Source organism: Tianweitania sp. (assembly GCF_032053605.1).
GTDB lineage: Bacteria > Pseudomonadota > Alphaproteobacteria > Rhizobiales > Rhizobiaceae > Tianweitania.
Genome location: NZ_DAMBUH010000046.1, coordinates 9,961 through 26,084 on the forward strand (window position 1 = coordinate 9,961; position 16,124 = coordinate 26,084).

17 protein-coding genes are annotated in these 16,124 nt (G+C 63.0%); 8 read left to right on the top strand and 9 right to left on the bottom strand.

The window, feature by feature from the left end:
* From RTX98_RS11935 to RTX98_RS11945, 3 genes are all read right to left on the bottom strand, one after another.
* The coding region (locus RTX98_RS11935) for an ATP-binding cassette domain-containing protein (protein WP_312796801.1) at positions 1-203 on the bottom strand (203 nt) is incomplete at its 3' end.
* A 105-nt stretch (positions 204-308) separates the two neighbouring features.
* Entirely contained in the window at positions 309-1,298 is a 990-nt protein-coding gene (locus tag RTX98_RS11940) for an ABC transporter substrate-binding protein (protein WP_312796818.1), read from the bottom strand.
* A gap of 165 nt (positions 1,299-1,463) precedes the next feature.
* A complete protein-coding gene (locus RTX98_RS11945) occupies positions 1,464-2,012 on the bottom strand; it encodes a cupin domain-containing protein (protein WP_189500932.1) in 549 nt (182 codons plus the stop codon).
* Between the two features lie 151 nt (positions 2,013-2,163).
* Here RTX98_RS11945 and hisD point away from each other — a divergent pair, with 151 nt between their 5' ends.
* The 8 genes from hisD (at position 2,164) to greA (ending at position 10,768) form a co-directional block, all read left to right on the top strand.
* Positions 2,164-3,441 (top strand): histidinol dehydrogenase, encoded by a 1,278-nt coding sequence (gene hisD / locus RTX98_RS11950; RefSeq protein ID WP_312796802.1) that lies wholly within the window; start codon positions 2,164-2,166, stop codon positions 3,439-3,441.
* A 150-nt stretch (positions 3,442-3,591) separates the two neighbouring features.
* A complete protein-coding gene (locus RTX98_RS11955; protein ID WP_312796804.1) occupies positions 3,592-4,944 on the top strand; it encodes an aspartate aminotransferase family protein in 1,353 nt (450 codons plus the stop codon).
* A 21-nt stretch (positions 4,945-4,965) separates the two neighbouring features.
* Positions 4,966-6,030, top strand: a complete 1,065-nt coding sequence (locus RTX98_RS11960) for a phosphotransferase (protein WP_312796805.1) — start codon at positions 4,966-4,968, stop codon at positions 6,028-6,030.
* A gap of 32 nt (positions 6,031-6,062) precedes the next feature.
* A complete protein-coding gene (locus RTX98_RS11965; RefSeq protein WP_312796819.1) occupies positions 6,063-7,385 on the top strand; it encodes an aspartate aminotransferase family protein in 1,323 nt (440 codons plus the stop codon).
* A gap of 155 nt (positions 7,386-7,540) precedes the next feature.
* A complete protein-coding gene (locus RTX98_RS11970; protein ID WP_312796806.1) occupies positions 7,541-8,359 on the top strand; it encodes an ABC transporter ATP-binding protein in 819 nt (272 codons plus the stop codon).
* Positions 8,356-9,126, top strand: coding sequence for an ABC transporter permease (locus RTX98_RS11975; protein ID WP_189500922.1), 771 nt, complete (start codon positions 8,356-8,358; stop codon positions 9,124-9,126). Before RTX98_RS11970 ends, RTX98_RS11975 begins: the two co-directional genes overlap by 4 nt.
* Positions 9,127-9,153: 27 nt before the next feature.
* Positions 9,154-10,176, top strand: coding sequence for an ABC transporter substrate-binding protein (locus RTX98_RS11980; RefSeq protein ID WP_312796808.1), 1,023 nt, complete (start codon positions 9,154-9,156; stop codon positions 10,174-10,176).
* A 109-nt stretch (positions 10,177-10,285) separates the two neighbouring features.
* Entirely contained in the window at positions 10,286-10,768 is a 483-nt protein-coding gene (gene greA / locus RTX98_RS11985; RefSeq protein WP_312796809.1) for a transcription elongation factor GreA, read from the top strand.
* 16 nt (positions 10,769-10,784) lie between these two features.
* Here the strand turns inward: greA and RTX98_RS11990 are convergent, their stop codons facing one another.
* From RTX98_RS11990 to RTX98_RS12015, 6 genes are all read right to left on the bottom strand, one after another.
* The gene (locus tag RTX98_RS11990) at positions 10,785-12,596 is read right to left on the bottom strand and encodes a glycoside hydrolase family 15 protein (RefSeq protein WP_312796810.1); all 1,812 of its coding nucleotides are present in this window, start codon (positions 12,594-12,596) and stop codon (positions 10,785-10,787) included.
* Positions 12,589-13,401 carry a glucose 1-dehydrogenase gene (locus RTX98_RS11995; protein ID WP_312796811.1) on the bottom strand — a complete coding sequence of 271 codons (813 nt, stop codon included), beginning with the start codon at positions 13,399-13,401 and terminating at the stop codon, positions 12,589-12,591. Before RTX98_RS11995 ends, RTX98_RS11990 begins: the two co-directional genes overlap by 8 nt.
* Positions 13,402-13,478: 77 nt before the next feature.
* Complete coding sequence (locus tag RTX98_RS12000) at positions 13,479-14,156, bottom strand: class I SAM-dependent methyltransferase (RefSeq protein WP_312796812.1); 678 nt, start codon at positions 14,154-14,156, stop codon at positions 13,479-13,481.
* A 1-nt stretch (position 14,157) separates the two neighbouring features.
* Complete coding sequence (locus RTX98_RS12005; RefSeq protein ID WP_312796813.1) at positions 14,158-14,598, bottom strand: pseudoazurin; 441 nt, start codon at positions 14,596-14,598, stop codon at positions 14,158-14,160.
* Complete coding sequence (locus RTX98_RS12010; protein WP_312796814.1) at positions 14,595-15,401, bottom strand: ABC transporter ATP-binding protein; 807 nt, start codon at positions 15,399-15,401, stop codon at positions 14,595-14,597. The genes RTX98_RS12005 and RTX98_RS12010 overlap by 4 nt, the downstream gene beginning before the upstream one ends.
* Positions 15,398-16,124 (bottom strand): iron ABC transporter permease (locus RTX98_RS12015; RefSeq protein ID WP_312796815.1); only part of this gene is annotated, 727 nt, incomplete at its 5' end. The genes RTX98_RS12015 and RTX98_RS12010, both read right to left, overlap by 4 nt.

Sequence of the window (16,124 nt, forward strand, 5' to 3'; positions counted from 1 at the left end):
CGCTTTTCATCGACGATCACGGCGCCGCGCGTCGGCGGCTCAAAGCCGGCCAGCATCATCAGAAGCGTGGTCTTGCCGGAGCCGGAGGGTCCAAGAAGGCTGACGAACTCGCCCTTGGCGATGTCGAGATAAAGGTCTTCAACGACGGTGAAGTCGCCATAGGCCTTCGTCACCTTGTCGAAGCGGATATAAGGCTGGGTCATGGCTCGTGCCGCTACATATCGTTCCCCCTGAGCCCGCCCCTTTGTGAGAGCGAGCCCGTCTGACGCGGCTTGAGACCGCGTCAGATCAAGGGAGGATGCCGCAGCTTACTGCGCGAGCCAAGCATTGAAGCGCTGGGTGAGCGCTTCGGCATTGTCGACCCAGAAATCGACATCGAGCGGGATCGCCTGTTCGAGGTTCTCCGCCGAAGTCGGCAGGTCCTTCTTCAACTCGGCCGGAACGGCCTCAGCGGCTTCCTTGTTGGGGAGACCATAGGCAATGTATTCCGGCAGCTTGACCTGGTTTTCCGCCTTGCTGGTGAAAGCGATGAAGTCCATCGCCGCATCCTTGTTTTCGGCGTCCTTCAGCACGACCCAGCTGTCGACGGCATAGATGCTGCCCGGCCAAACGACCTTGAAATTCTTGCCTTCCGTCTTGTTGATGCCGGTAATGCGGCCATTATAGGCGGTGGTCATGACGACATCGCCGGACGACAGCAATTGCAGCGGCTGCGCGCCGGATTCCCACCAGACGATGTTGGGCTTCAATTCGTCCAGCTTCTTGAAGGCGCGGTCGACGCCTTCCGGCGTACCGAGCACGTCATAGACTTCAGCCGGCTTCACGCCATCTGCCATGAGCGCAAATTCCAGCGCGTATTTGGGTCCCCGGCGAAAGCCGCGCTTGCCCGGGAATTTCTTCGTGTCCCAGAAGTCCGCCCAGGAAGCCGGCGCCGTCTTCAGCTTGTCGGCATCGTAGGACAGACCGGTGGTCCAGACGATCTGGCCGACACCGCAATCGTCGACAGCAGCCGGCAGGTACAGATCCTTGCCGCCGAGCTTGGTCCAATCGATCTTTTCGTAGAGGCCGTCCGCACATCCAAGCGCTAGCTCCTCGGACTCGACCTGCACGACATCCCAGTTCGGGCTGCCGGCCTTGACCTTGGCCGTGATCACGCCGATGCCGCCATCCCAGCTTTCATCGAGCACCGGCTTGCCCAGCACCTTGGAGAAGGGCTCGAAGTAGATCTTGCGCTGCGCATCCTGATAGTTGCCGCCCCAGGACACGACGGTGAGATCGCGCGCCGCAGCGGCGTTCATGCCGAGCGCCAGAGTGCTGGCGAGCAGCGTCGATACGGTGAAGAAACGTGATGGCTTCAGCATGGCTTTGTTCCCCTGTTTATTGATGCCGTAATGCAGTCCAGCATATTTCCTTTGGCGCGTGACCCCTGTTTTGGAGGCACCGGTGAGAATAGTGACCGCTCGCTAGTAGGTCGGCGGGGTGACAGCGCTCAGGATCTCGCTTTTTTCATCCGCAACATTGCGGAAGCGGTGCGGCAAACGGCTGTCGAAGTAATAAGCGTCACCCGGTTTGAGAACGCGCTGTTGTTCGCCAACCGTGAGCTCCACGGCGCCCTTGGTGACGACGCCGGCTTCCTGCGCGGCATGGGAGAAGGCCTGGCCGGTATCGGCGCCGACGGCATAGGTTTCGTGCAGCATCAGCAGCTGGCGGTTGGGATGGTTGATGCCGATCATGCGGTACGAAATCGCATGCGCCTTGCCAATCTCGACCAGCTCTTCCGCACGGTAGAACGGGGTATAGGGGGCGCTCGCTTGGAGATCGGAGAAGAAGCCGGGAAGCGTGGTGCCGAGCGCATCGAGGATGGCGCTCAGCGTATCCACGGACGGGCTCATGCGATCGCGCTCGATCAGCGAAATGGCCGAATGAGAGATGCCGGAGCGCAGCGCCAGCTCACGCACGCCAAGATCGCGGCGCCTTCGCAACTCGCGAAGCTTGGATCCTACCTGCGCCATGAACGCCCCTCCCCACTCAGCCGCTACCCCAGCAGCAAAGATCGTAGCACCGGTGAGAATACTGAACAACAAGCCTGCATGGCGTTGTTTGCGATGACGGCCTGGGGAATGGTTCGCGCAACGCATCGCGCAAGTGAGGAGACCGTCTTTCATGGCACAGAGTTTTGGCGGCAAGGTCCACCACATCAAGGAACCGAAGCGCGATACCGCAGCCGATACGGCGGCGATCGAGACGACGGTGAAGGATATCCTCTCGGCCGTTCAAACGCGCGGCGATGCAGCCGTTCGGGAGTTCTCCAACAAATTCGACAAGTCCGAGCTCGATCGTTTCGAAGTGACGGCTGAAGAGCGGCAGCAGGCACTGAACGGGTTGGACAAGCAGACACGCGCCGACACCGAATTCGCCATCGACAATGTGCGGCGGTTTGCACAAGCGCAGCTGGCGACGATCCTGCCGCTGGAAGTCGAGCTTCTTCCCGGCCTGCATCTCGGTCATCGCGTGATCCCGATCGAACGTATCGGCGCTTACGTGCCGGGCGGTCGCTATCCGATCCTGTCTGCGCCAGTGATGACGATCGTGCCGGCCAAGGTGGCGGGCGTGGATGACGTGATCGCCTGTTTGCCGCCCACCGCCCATCCGGCGATGATCGCGGGCTGCCATTTGTCCGGTGCCGACCGCATCTTCCGCATCGGCGGCGCGCAGGCGATCGCGGCACTCGCCTTCGGAACGGAAACGGTGCCGGCAGTGGACAAGATTGTCGGGCCGGGCAACGCCTTCGTGAATGAAGCCAAGCGCCAGGTATTCGGCCGCGTCGGCATCGACCAGCTGGCGGGTCCGTCGGAAATCTTCGTGGTTGCCGATTCCACTGGCGATGCGTCGATGATCGCAACTGATCTGCTGGCTCAGGCAGAACACGATATTCACACGCGGGTCGGCCTCATCACCACCGATGCGAAACTGGCGGAAGACACGGTGCGCGAGGTGGAGCGCCAGCTGGAAACGCTCTCCACCGCCGATGTCGCCGGCGTTGCTTGGCGCGACTTTGGCGAGGTCGTTGTTTGCGACGATGAAGCATCCATGATCGCTTATTCCGACTTCATTGCCGCCGAGCATCTGCAGGTTCACACCGCCGATTCCGCGGCAACCGCAAAGAAGCTGCGCAATTATGGCTCCTTGTTTATCGGGCCTCTGTCTTCGGTGGTTTATTCCGACAAATGCTGCGGCACCAACCACACGCTGCCCACCATGGCCGCCGGCCGCTACACCGGCGGTCTGTGGGTGGGTTCTTATGTGAAAATCTGCACGCATCAGACGCTGGACGCACGCGCCGTTGCGGCCGTGGCACCGCCGGCTGTTCGCCAGAGTGCGACGGAGGGCATGGAAGGGCATCGACGTGCGGCAGCCTTGCGCCTGAGCGAGGTGGGGTGAGCGCAAACGCGCGGCGCTGATCCCTAGATGTCAGGACGCACCGCGTGGACCATCGGCTTGTCCGCCGTAGCCTTTGCTTAAGCCGGTAGGGTTTCGTAGAGCTTCTATCAGCGCTCGACCTCAGCCCGTCCCAGCCACTGGAGCCTGTTCATGACCATTGCGCCGAACTCGATCGAAGCCCGCGACATCGCCTACCAGATGCATCCCAACGTCAATCTTCGCACATACGAGAAGAGCGGCGGGTTGGTGATCGAGTCCGGCGACGGCATCTATGTCACCGATAATAACGGCAAGCGCTATATCGAGGGTCTTGCCGGCCTGTGGTCGGTTGCCGTCGGCTTCGGCGAGAAGCGTTTGTCCGAGGTCGCGAAGGCGCAGATGGACAAGCTGCCTTATTACCACACCTTCGCCTACAAGACGCATGGGCCTTCGATCGAACTGTCGGAAATGCTGATCAGCATGGCACCCGTGCCGATGTCGAAGGTGCATTTCACCTCGTCGGGCTCAGAAGCCAACGATCTTGCGGCCAAGATGGTGTGGTATCGCTCGAACGCGCTGGGCAAGCCGGACAAGAAGAAGATCATCGGCCGCATCTACGGCTATCATGGCGTGACGATCGCTGCCGGTTCGATCACCGGCCTGCCGCGCAATCACCAGAGCTTCGACCTGCCGCTCGACCGGATGGTGCATACGTCGTGCCCGTCTTATGTCCATTTCGGCAAGGACGGTGAAAGCGAGGCGGACTTCACCGAGCGCATGCTCGGGGATCTCGAAGACCTGATCCAGCGCGAGGGCCCGGACACGATCGCGGCCTTCTGGGGCGAGCCGGTGATGGGTGCGGGCGGCGTGCTCGTGCCGCCGGCTGGCTATTGGGAAGGCGTGCAGGAGATCCTGCGCAAGCACGACATTCTGCTGGTCGTGGACGAGGTCATTTGCGGCTTCGGTCGCACCGGCAATATGTTTGCCTGCCAGACCTACGACATCAAGCCCGACGTTCTCGTGCTGTCGAAGCAGATCTCATCGTCCTATCTGCCGCTGTCGGCGATCCTGATGAACGACGCCTTCTACCAGCCGATTGCCGATGAATCCGCGCGGATCGGCGTGTTCGGCCATGGCTTCACGGCATCGGGCCATCCGGTTGCCACCGCCGTTGGGCTGGAGAACCTTAAGATCATCCAGGAGCGCGATCTCGTCGGCAATGCGGCGGCGCTCGAGGAGAAGTTCCTTGGCAGGCTGAGCGAGCTCGCGCAGCATCCGGTTGCTCATTCCTCTAGGGGTGTGGGGCTGCTCGGCGCGCTGGAAATCAAGCCTTTTGCCGACGGCAAGCCCGGCGATGCGGCTGCTGCCGTCGCTGCCGCCTTGCAGGAAGAAGGCGTGATCTGCCGCGCGGTGATGGAAGCCGTGTGTTTCTGCCCGCCGCTGATCATCACCGCCGAACAGATCGACGAGATGTTCGATGCGCTCGGCCGCGCCCTCGACAGGGTGGCCGCAGATCGCGCCTGACGGACTGTGATGCTTGCACAGATGAAAACTAGCGCGAGCGGGCTGGGCGCCGAGTTGAACACCGGCGCCACGGCCGTTCCGCCTGAGCAAGCCGAGCAGATCGCACGCGAGCTTTACGGTCTCGAAGGCAAGGCCGAGTGGCTGTGGGGCGAAAAGGACAGCAACTATCGCCTAACCTTGTCTGACGGCACGGCGATGCTTCTGAAAATCCTCAACCCCGCGGAAGACCCGGATGTCACCAACATGCACAGCCTGGCGCTGCTGCATGTGGAAGCTGAAGATCCGGGCATCCCGCTGCAGCGCATCATCCGCACCCGAAATGGCCAGCCGGATGCGCGGATTGTGGCCGACGACGGCGGATCGCGTGGCGTGCGGATGGTGAGTTTCGTGCCGGGGGTGGCGCAGCGCACCGCGCCGCATTCCGCCCTGCAACGTCACCGCATTGGTGCTCTGCTTGGCCGGATGCAGAAGGCGCTGAAAAGCTTCCACCATCCGGCGGTCTCGCACCGGATCACCTGGGACATGACGCATGCCGCCGATCTGCGTCAACTGATCCCGGCCTTTCCCGATGCCGAGCATCGAGCGCGGCTTGAGCAGGCGTTTGATCGCTTCGATGCCGAGATCGTGCCAGTGGTGGCGGGTCTGCCGGCGGAAAGCATCCACAACGACTTCAATATGGAAAACATCCTGGTGGATGCCGACCATCCCGACGAGATCGCGGGCATCATCGACTTCGGCGACATGGTGCATGCGCCGGTCCTGTTCGATGTTGCGGTGGGCGCCGCCTACCAGATCGGCGTGGCAGACGATCCGGTTGAAGCCATGTGCGATTTTCTGCGTGGCTATCGCACAGTGAGCCGCTTGTCGGAGGAGGAGATCGCGCTTCTGCATACGGCCGTGGTGATGCGGTTGGTGATGCGGCTCGTTATTCCGCAAAGCCGCGCGCAGTTGTTTCCCGATCAGGCCGAGCGGCTGACGATCCGAAGCCTGGATGTTTGGGCGCAGCTTGCCCGCCTCGATGCCATTCCGCGTGACGAGGCCATCGCTAGGCTTCGTCAGGCCCATGCCGAAGGGACGCCGCAATGACGCGCCTGGTTTCCGCCCGCCCTGCTCCTGCGATGATCAACGGCTTCGATGGCGGCAAGTTGGCCGAGCTGCCGGAACGCGAGCGCTCGCTGATCGAGCGCCGGCAGGCTCTGCTCGGCTCGTCCTATCGCCTGTTCTATGAAACGCCGGTGCATGTGGTGCGTGGCGACGACGTCTGGCTTTATGACGCCGACGACAATGCCTATCTCGACGCCTACAACAATGTCCCCTCCGTCGGGCACTGCCATCCCCACGTGGTGGAGGCGATTGCGCGGCAGGCGGCAGTGCTGAACACGCATACGCGCTATCTCGGCGAGCAGATCCTGGATTATTCGGAGCGGCTGCTGGCGACGTTCCCGGCCGAGCTCAACCGGGTGATGTATACCTGCACCGGTTCCGAAGCGGTCGATCTGGCGCTGCGGCTTGCGCGCTACTACACCGGCGGCACCGGCATCATCATCACCGAAAACGCCTATCATGGCGTGACGGCATCAGCGGCCGAAATCTCGCCGGCGCTCGGGCCCAACATGCCGCTTGGCCAGCATGTTCTGACCGTGCCGGCACCCGACAATTACCGTGGCGACGGGCGCGATGTCGGCGATGTGATGGCGGAGAATGTCGCCAATGCTATGGCCTTCATGCGCCGTCATGGCATCAAGCCGGCCGCTTTTATTGCCGATGGGATCTTTTCCACCGACGGCATCTTCTCCGAGCCGGCCGGCTTCCTGAAGAAGACGCTGGATGTGTTGCACGAGGCGGGCGCGCTTTACATCGCCGACGAAGTGCAGCCGGGCTTTGGCCGGCTGGGCACCGGCATGTGGGGCTTCATGCGCCATGGTATCACACCCGACATCGTCGTCATGGGCAAGCCGATGGGCAACGGCATGCCGATTGCGGCGGCCGTGATGAAGCACGAGATCGAGCAGAAGTTCGGCGCGGATATCCGCTACTTCAACACGTTCGGCGCCAACCACGTGTCGATCGCCGCCGCATCGGCCGTGCTTGATGTGATTGAGAACGAGTCGCTGATCGAGAATGCGCGCGCTACGGGCAATCACCTGCTGGCCGGCATGCGCGCTTTGCAGGAAACTGTGCCGTCCATCGGCGACGTGCGGGGTATCGGGCTGTTTCTCGGGCTGGACTTCGTCAGGGATCGCGAAACACGCGAGCCGGATGGAGCGCTGGCGCTGAAGGTCGTCAACGGTTTGCGCGATCTGCGCGTCCTCATCAGCGCGTCTGGACCGGCCGGAAATGTCCTCAAGATCCGGCCGCCGCTGCCGTTCAAAATCGAACACGCCGACCTGTTTCTCACGGCGCTGAAGGACGTGCTTGAGGATGTGGGCGCAGCGGCGTGAGCGCCTGACCGTGTCTTAGGTTTGAGCGCTTTTCATGCGTTGATCAGGACAGCGCGCCGACCGACCATGACATCCGACTGAACTGTGGGCGGGTCGCCTGCTTGTCTTGCACTTTCCTCTAAAGCCTTGATACTGCGCTGTGGAGGAGTGGAGGAATGCCCAAAAACGACATCGCCGCCGTGCGCTTGAACGGCGTCGCCATCAGCTTCGACCTCGCTGACCGGCGTCGATACGAGGCGGTTGCGCCCACCGATCTTGCTGTTGGTGAGACCGAGTTTGTTTCCATTGTCGGCCCCACCGGATGCGGCAAGTCCACGCTGCTCAACGCAACGGCCGGTTTGCTGCGGCCAGCCAGCGGGACGGTAGACATCTTCGGCGCGCCCTTGACCGGGCTCAACCGTCAGGCCGGATATCTCTTCCAGCAGGACGCGCTGATGCCGTGGAAGACGGTGATCGACAATGTTGCGATCGGGCTTGAGATCGCCGGCACAGCTCGCGCCGAAGCTCTGTCGAAGGCCCGGCATTGGCTTGAGCGCGTCGGTCTTGGCGCGTTTGGCGATCGTTACCCGCAGATGCTGTCGGGCGGCCAGCGCAAGCGCGTGGGCCTGGCGCAAGTGCTGATCCGCGATCCCCGCTTGCTCCTGATGGATGAACCCTTCGGTCCGCTCGATGCGCAAACGCGCCAGATCATGGGCGACCTCCTTTTGAAGCTGTGGTCGGAAGACCGCAAGGCGGTGATGTTCGTGACGCATGATCTCGACGAGGCGATCGCGCTGTCTGACCGCGTCGTGATCATGTCGGCCGGACCGCGTTCGCACATCATTGGCGACTTTCCCGTGACGCTGGAGCGGCCCCGCAACGTCGCGGAGATCCGGCACGATCCCGAATTCATTCGGCTCCATCGCGACATCTGGGACGCGCTGCGCGATCAGGTCATGACGGCCTATAACAATACGGCCGGAGCCGCCGCATGAACCGCAGCCTGCTCGTTCTCCTGCAGATCCTGGTGGCCGTCGTCGTCGTGGCCTTGTGGCACCTGGCTTCCGCCACAACCCTGTTCGGCAATCCCAAGACGATCGCCTTCTTCTTTGCAAACCCCGTCGGCGTGGCACAGCGCATCTGGACGTGGTTCAGCAGCGGCTCGATCTGGTATCATCTCGGCATCACCCTGGCAGAATCCGCGCTGGCCTTCCTGATCGGTTCGCTGGGCGGCGTGGTGTTCGGCTTCTGGTTTGCCCGCAAGCCGCTGGTTGCGGCGGTGTTCGATCCTTACGTCAAAGCCGCCAACGCTCTGCCACGTGTGGTTCTCGCGCCGATCTTCGCGCTATGGTTCGGGCTCGGCATCTGGTCGAAGGTCGCGCTCGGCGTCACGCTGGTATTCTTTATTGTCTTCTTCAACGTGTATCAGGGCGTGAAGGAAGTCAGCCAGCCGGTGCTCAACAATGGCCGTATGCTGGGCATGAGCGAACGCCAACTCTTGCGCCACATCTACCTGCCGTCGGCTCTGTCCTGGGTATTTTCCAGCCTGCACACCTCCGTCGGCTTTGCCGTGGTGGGCGCCGTGGTAGGCGAATATCTGGGCTCGGCGGCGGGGCTCGGCTACCTTATCCACCAAGCCGAAGGCGTGTTCGACGTGGTCGGCGTTTTTGCCGGCATGTTCGTTCTGATGGCTTTCGTGCTGTTGGTGGACGGTTTGGTGACGCTGGTCGAGCGCAGGCTCCTGGCTTGGCGCGCTTCATAAGAACGACAAATAACGGGAGGAAGCGAAATGAAACGCAGAACGGTTCTGATGGGCGGCGGCGCGCTGGCGCTGGGTGCAGCAGCGGGCGCCTGGCCGGCTCTCGCGCAGGAAGGCAAGCCGGAAAGAACTGACGTAACGCTGGGCGTCGGCGGTAAGCCACTGCTGTATTATCTGCCGCTGACGATCGCGGAAAAGAAGGGCTTCTTCGAGCAGCAGGGCCTCAACGTTTCCATCAACGACTTCGCGGGCGGCTCCAAGTCGCTGCAGGCGCTGGTGGGCGGCTCGGTGGATGTCGTGACGGGCGCCTACGAACACACGATCCGCATGCAGCACAAAGGCCAGGATGTCGTCGGCATCTGCGCACTCGGGCGCTTTCCCGGCATCGTGATTGCGGTGCGCAAGGATCTCGCCGGCGAGGTCAAGACGATCGCCGACCTGAAGGGCCGTACGGTCGGCGTTACGGCGCCGGGATCGTCCACGTCCCTGATGCTGCAATATGCGCTTTTGAAAAACGGACTTCAGGATACTGACGTTTCGATGATCGGCGTTGGTGGTGGAGCCGGAGCGGTTGCCGCCATCAAGCAGGGCCAGGTCGACGCGGTTTCGCATCTCGATCCGGTGATCGCGCAGCTGCAATATGACGGCGACATCGAGATCCTGCTCGATACCCGCACCGAAGCCGGCACACGTGACCTGTTTGGCGGTCCGAACCCCGCGGCGACGCTTTATACCACCGGCGCCTTCGTTGAAGAAAACCCGGTCACCACGCAGCGTCTGGTGAACGGCATGATGGCCGCGCAGAAGTGGCTGCAAACGGCCTCGCCGGATGAAGTGGCCGACACCGTTCCCGAGGAATACCTGCTGGGCAATCGCGACCTTTACAAACAGGCCTTCAGCAATTCGCGCGAAATGTTCTCGCCGGATGGGCTTGTTTCGCAGGAAGGCTATGCTTCGATGATGGAGGTTCTGAAGACCCTCGATCCTGAGCTGAAGAATGCCGATGTCGCTTATGAAAAGACCTTCAACGACAAGTTCGTGAAGGCGGCTTGAGGGGTCACAGGATCGGCAAGCCCATGGCACCACCCTCGCCATGAGCTTGCCGGCTTTGCTGCTTAACGGGCTCGCCGATGATCGGTTAATTCGGTAGGGGTTTGATCCAGTGAGTGTGGCTTTCGCCAAGGAAGACAGCGCGGAAGCCGCTTCGGAAACCGTTCTGCCGGCACGGCCGATTTCTGATCGAGCGAACCTCGTCACGGAAGCCGGACTTGCAATGCTGCAGGCCGCCCTGGCGAGCGCGCAGCAGGCGCTGGAAGCCGCCAACCTCCTCGAAGACATCAACGAACGGCGGCGGCAGTCTGCCGTGCCGGTCCGTGATGCCCGTTACTTTGCCGAGCGGGTGCGGACGGCTCAACTCACCCCGACCTCAGCTTCCACCAATGTCGTTGCCTTCGGCCACACCGTCACCTTCGAGCGCGATGACGGACGCACGCAGACGTTTCGGATCGTCGGGGAAGACGAGGCCAACCCCGCGCAGGGCTCCATCTCCTACGCGTCGCCCGTGGCCGCGGTTCTGCTTGGCAAAGCGATCGGCGACGTGGTGCTGCTTGGACCGCGCGAACTCGAGATCCTGTCGATTTCCTGATTGATCACGCTGCGCATCACGGCTGCCAAAGCGGCTGATGGCCGGGATCGAGCAGGCGGTCGGTGAAGAAGGCGGCGCTGATGAAGGCGAGGTGGGTGAGGGCTTGCGGGAAGTTGCCGAGCGGCAGGCCGCGCTTGTCGAGTTCCTCCGAAAACAGGCCGAGCGTGTTGCCGTAGGCCAGGCCCTTGGCGATCACCAGCTGCGCTTCGTCCAGGCGCCCTGCCCGCGCCAGGCATTCGGCGTACCAGAAGGTGCAGGTGGTGAAGGCGCCCTCGCCGCCTTCGAGGCCGTCGGCATTTCGGTAGCGGTAGATGAGCCCGTCGTCGCAAAGCTGCTCGCCGATCGCGTCCAGCGTTTTCAGCCAGACCGGGTCGGTTGCCGAAACGAAGCGGACGAGCGGCATCATCAGCAAGGCGGCGTCGAGTTCGGTGCCGCCGCGTTCCTGAACAAAATAGCCATTGTCGGGATGGCGGAAGTTTTCCCAGATATCGGCCGAGATCGCATCGCGGCATTCGGCCCAGACAACCAGCGGTGCCGGCAAAGAGCGCTTCTTCGCCAGCCGGATCGCGCGATCCATCGCTACCCAGCACATCAGCCGCGAGTGCAGGAAATGGCGCGGCTGCGTGCGCATCTCCCAGATGCCGGCGTCGGCTTCCTGCCAGTGCTGCATCACATATTCAACGATGCCGCTGATGTGCTGCCAGCCTTCATGAGAGATAGCCCGACCGTATTTGTTGGAGAGATAAACGCTGTCCATCAGCTCGCCGAAAATATCGAGCTGGCTTTGGGCATGAGCGGCATTGCCGATCCGCACCGGCCGGCTTTCGGCGTAGCCTTTGAGGTGCGCAAGCTCCTGTTCGTCGGCGGCCTCCGATCCGTCCAGCGCATACATGATGCGGATAGGATGATCGACATCGGCAGCCATCACACGCTGCCCGGCCCAAAGGCGGAAGTGCTCGGCCTCCTCGATGAAACCCAGCCGCATGAAGGCATAGACCGTGAACGAGGCGTCGCGGATCCAGGTCGCGCGATAATCCCAGTTGCGTCCCGCACCCGTCGCTTCCGGCAAGGAGAAGGTGGCGGCTGCCGCGATCGATCCGTGGCGCGCCGACGTCAGCAGCTTCAGCGCAAGCGCCGAGCGTAGCACCTGTTCACGCCAGCGCCCCTTGTACGTGGCCTGTGACAGCCAGCTGCGCCAGGCGGCGGTTGTTGCGGCGATCTCCTTGGCGATAGCCTCGTCGTCGGGACAAGCCAGCGCTTCTTCGCCAAGGATGAACCAGGCACTCTGTTTGGCCTCAAGGGTGAAGCGGGTTGTCGCCGCGCCAGTCTCGCAGGCAAGCGGCACGGACGCGCAGAGCTTCAAGGAGAGATCGCGACCCTTGAAGGAAACGCCGCCATCCGCCCGCTGAACCTCTGGAACCTCGCGGGCGTAATCGAAGCGCGGCGCGCAGGTGACGGTGAAGGTGACGGTTCCCCGTGTCGCCGTGACTCGACGGATCAAGCAACGCGCATCAGGGCCAGCCAGCCCGCTCGCCTTGGGATGCGGCATGAGATCAACGATCTCCGCGCTGCCATTTTCCGCCGTCCAACTGGTCAGCAGCACGTTGGTGTCTGGGATGTAGAGCTGGAGATGACGCGGGTTTTCGAGGTCGGGGGTGATCGAAAACGCACCGCCGCTGCCTGCATCGAGCAGATCCGCGAAGATCAACGGACTGTCGAGCGCCGGCCAGCACAGGTAGTCGATCGTACCATCGCTGGCGACCAAGGCGGCGGTTTCGAGATTTCCGATGATACCGTGTTCACCGATGGTGCGGCGCGGTTCAGCCATTATCGCGGAACTCGGGGTAAAGCGACATGCCGCCATCCACGAACAGGGTCGTGCCCGTGACGTAATCGGCCTCGTCGGAAGCCAGCCAGACGGCGGCGCGCGCGACATCCCCTGGCTCCCCGATGCGGCCGTAGGGGATCAGCCGGAGCAGCTTGGTCAGCGCTTCCTCGCTGTCCCAGGCCTCCTTGTTGATGGGTGTGCGGATGGCGCCCGGCGCGATCGCGTTGACGCGAATGCCATCGCCCGCGACTTCCTGCGCCAGGGATTGCACGAGCATGCGCAACCCGCCCTTGGCAGACGCGTAGTTGATGTGCCCGGCCCAGGGGATGATCTCATGCACGGAGCTCATGGCGATGATCGTTCCAGCGCTGCGCGCCGGCCGTTTTTCGCTCGGCTGGACGCGGAAGCGGCGCACGGCTTCTCGCGCGCACAGGAACTGCCCGGTCAGGTTGATGCCGATCACGGCGTTCCAATCGTCCAGCGACATGTCGGCGACAGGGGCATCCTTCTGGATGCCCGAATTGGACACCAGCACGTCGACCCTGCCGAAATGCTCGGCCGCCGCATCGAACAGGCGAAGCACTTCGCTTTCCTCCGACACGTCCGCCTGCACCGCAATCGCGCGGCCGCCTTGCGCCGTGACACGCTCGACCAATTCGTTGGCGGCATCGCCATGTGAGTGAAAGTTGGCGACGAGTGCAGCGCCGGCACCGGCCAGAGCTTCGGCAACGGCGAGCCCAATGCCTGAGCTTGCGCCGGTGACGATTGCGACATGATCCTTCAAGGACCGGGTGTTCGTTTGCAAAAAAGGCCTCCGATTATCCGCCGCGGCTGCCCGTGAAGTAGGGAGCGAGCCGCAGATAACCAATGGCAATCGTCGTTCTAGGCGGCGCGCTGGGCGGTCAGTACGAAGAAGCGGATCATCTGCTGCGACCCGGGGGCATACATCGTGCCATAGAGATCATCCGGCAGGAGGTGCTGCCAGGCGGTACCATCGCTGAACCCTGCACGCTCCAGCATGGCGCGAGCATCGTCTTCGGTGAGGCCGTTAATGAAAGGCAGCTCGGCGCCGAACTCGTTCGCGCTTGTATTGGGGCTGGACCGCCAAAGGCCGTCGGACACGAGAAGACGGCCTGAGGGTCGCAGCAGCCGGTGGGCAAGGCGCAGGGCTTCTTCCGGCTGCTCCAGCGTCCACAGCACGTTGCGGATGGTGACGATGTCGGCGCAGGCCGTCGGCAGGTCGGCGTCGTCCATGGTGTTTTCGATGAAGCGGATGGACAGGCCGCGCTCCTTCGCCTGGGCACGCGCATAGTCCAGCATGCCGGATGCACCGTCGACGGCCGTAACGCGGTGGCCGAGCGTGGCGCAAAGCAGCGCGCAGGCGCCGGTGCCCGTACCGAGATCGACCACGTCGCGCGGCTCTTCACCCAAGGCTTGGCCGAACAGGTTCAGCCAGCCGTCGAAGTGCTTGAGATGGGAAGCGGCATCGTCGAAGCGGTGGGCGCGCGCCGTCCAATGCTCGGACATGGCTTTCGCGGTCTGTGGTGCAACGCGCGTCATGTCAGAGGCCGGCTTGGCTTACCGTATCGATGATCTTGTCGAAGCGCTTTTTGGCGATCGGCGGCAGCTTTTCGGGCAGCTTGACCGCATCGGCCCTGCCTGCGCCAACCTGGATCAGCATCACCATGCCCATGTCGAAATGCGGCGAGCACTTCACGCCGTAGGTGCCTTCCTTGTCGAGCGTGACTTCGAATTCCTGATTGATCTTGCTGAGGAAGGGTTCTGCACCCTCCGGAATGAAACCGTCGATCGTCGCGGCATTGTGGCCCTTCACGGTCGGCAGGAATTTGATGGTGTCGCCCGGCTTCACCACGAGAAAAGCAGGGTCGTAATCCATCGGGCCGTTCGGGCCGCGGTTCAGCATCTTCACCTCATGCGTATCGGCGAAAGCGAGACTGGACAGGCTGCAAAGCAGGGCTGCGGCAAGTGCTGCGCGGATCATGAATGGTCCTCCTTGATGAGCGTTGGATTGGCTTCCGGTGTGCCCAGCGGCTGAAAGCGGATGACGCGGCTGTTGTCGTCGGGATCGACAAGGAAGCTCGCGCGGACGTTGAAGACATCGCGCATCAGCTGCGCCGTCAGCACCTCGGAGGGCGGGCCGATCTGCACGAGACGACCGCCGTCGAGCACCGCGACGCGGTCGCAGCCCATCGCCTGGTTGAGATCGTGCAGAGCGACCACGGTTGTGATCGGCAGCGCGCGAACGAGGCCGAGGATCGCCAGCTGATGCTCGATATCGAGGTGGTTGGTAGGCTCGTCGAGGAGCAGGATGGTCGGCTGCTGCGCCAGCGCACGGGCGAGATGCACGCGCTGCTGTTCGCCGCCCGATAGCGTGTGCCAGAGCCGCTTGGTCATGGCTGCCATGTCGACGTCGGCAAGTGCACGACCAACGATGGCGTCATCGCGCGGCGACCATGGCTCGATCGCCGACAGCCAAGGCGTGCGGCCGAGTTCAACCGCATCCTGCACGGTGATGCGCTCGGCCGTGCCCGCATGCTGTTCCACGAAGGCCAGGATCTGGGCGATGGAACGGCGCGGCATGGCGGCCATCGGCTGACCCTTCAGCGTCACCGTGCCGGACGACGGCGCGAGAATGCCAGCCAGCATCTTCATGAGCGTCGACTTGCCGGAGCCGTTGGGCCCGAGAATGCCCAGCATCTCCCCTTCCCGCACGCTCAGACTGATGTCACGCACAATCGCCGTGCTGCGGACCGTCCAGCCAAGGTTTTCTGCCCGCAACATCATCGCATCCGCCTGCCGCGAATGAGGATGAGCGCAAAGCCCGGGGCGCCCACCAGGGCGGTGATGACGCCGATGGGCACAACCTGACCGGGTATGGCGGTGCGCGACACGATGTCGGCGATGACGAGGAAGACGGCGCCGGTGAGCGCGGTGACCGGAAGGAGGCGTCCATGGCGCACGCCGACAAGGAAGCGCGCCGCATGCGGGATGACGAGGCCGACAAAGCCGATCGAACCAACAAGGCTCACCATCACCGCCGTCATCAGCGCGGTGATCGCGATCAGCACCACCTGCACGCGCCGCACGGGAATGCCGAGGGAGGCCGCGGAATCTGCGCCAAAGGCGAAAGCATCGAGCGCGCGCATGTGCCAGATGCAGACCGCGACACCGCCAACCGCAACGGGCACGGCGAGCCAGACATCATCCCAACGCACGCCGCTCAGATTGCCGAGCAGCCAGAACATGATGCCGCGCGCTTGTTCGGCATTGGCCGAGCGCGTGATGATGAAGGATGTCAGCGCGTTGAAGAGCTGCGAGCCGGCAATGCCCGCGAGGATGATCTGGCCTGTGCCCTGGGCGCTCACACCGCCGCCGGCCGCTTTCGCCAGAAGTGCTACAAGCCCGAACGCAAGGGCTGCGCCCCAAAAGGCGCCGACGGACAGCGACACCATCCCGCCGCCGATGCCGATCACCGTGACCAGCACGGCGCCGGTAGACGCGCCGGCC